Below are 525 nucleotides of genomic sequence, written 5' to 3'. Positions count from 1 at the left end.
GGACCTAACCTTCAGCAGATTCCGAGCCGGGGAAAGCTCGCAAAGATCATCAAGAAGATGTTCGTATCCACACCCGGATACCTGATGATTCGATACGACTACTCTGCTCACGAAGTGCGAATCTGGTCAGTTGCGGCAGGCGACAAGGCACTGGCCGAGGCGTTCCGCGCAGGTCAGAAATTGCGGCAAGCCTACATCTAGGCAAAGACCGATGAGGAACGCGCTGAGATCAAGGCGCAGCTAAAGACGAAAGGCGACATTCACATTCATACGAAGCAGAGTGACCTTGGCTCCCTAAAAGGACAGATCAGCGCGCTGTACGAAGAGTCGTTGAAGCCCGAGACGGACAAGAAGCGTATGGTCGAAATCAATCGCATGCTGGAAGAGTTGGATCGCAAGCTTACGGCATTGATTGAAGAGGATCGCACAGCATACGCGCAGGACATCATCGACAAGATGTTCAAGGCATTTCCGCAGGGTGCTGAGTGGACCGAGGCTATGCAACGCATGGCAGAAGAAGAGTAC

Annotated in this window: 1 protein-coding gene; it reads left to right on the top strand. The window is 53.1% G+C overall.

The genetic code is table 11. From position 1 onward, the window contains the following. Window positions 1–201: DNA polymerase (locus AC1RP4_RS07640; RefSeq protein ID WP_481763218.1), on the top strand; the 201-nt coding region annotated here is incomplete at its 5' end. Between the last annotated feature and the right edge of the window lie 324 nt (window positions 202–525).

The organism is Dellaglioa sp. CoH-56-MRSF-10, assembly GCF_056782175.1.
The sequence above is the reverse complement of the archived record's forward strand: the minus strand, read 5'-3'. Positions and strand labels throughout refer to the sequence as shown.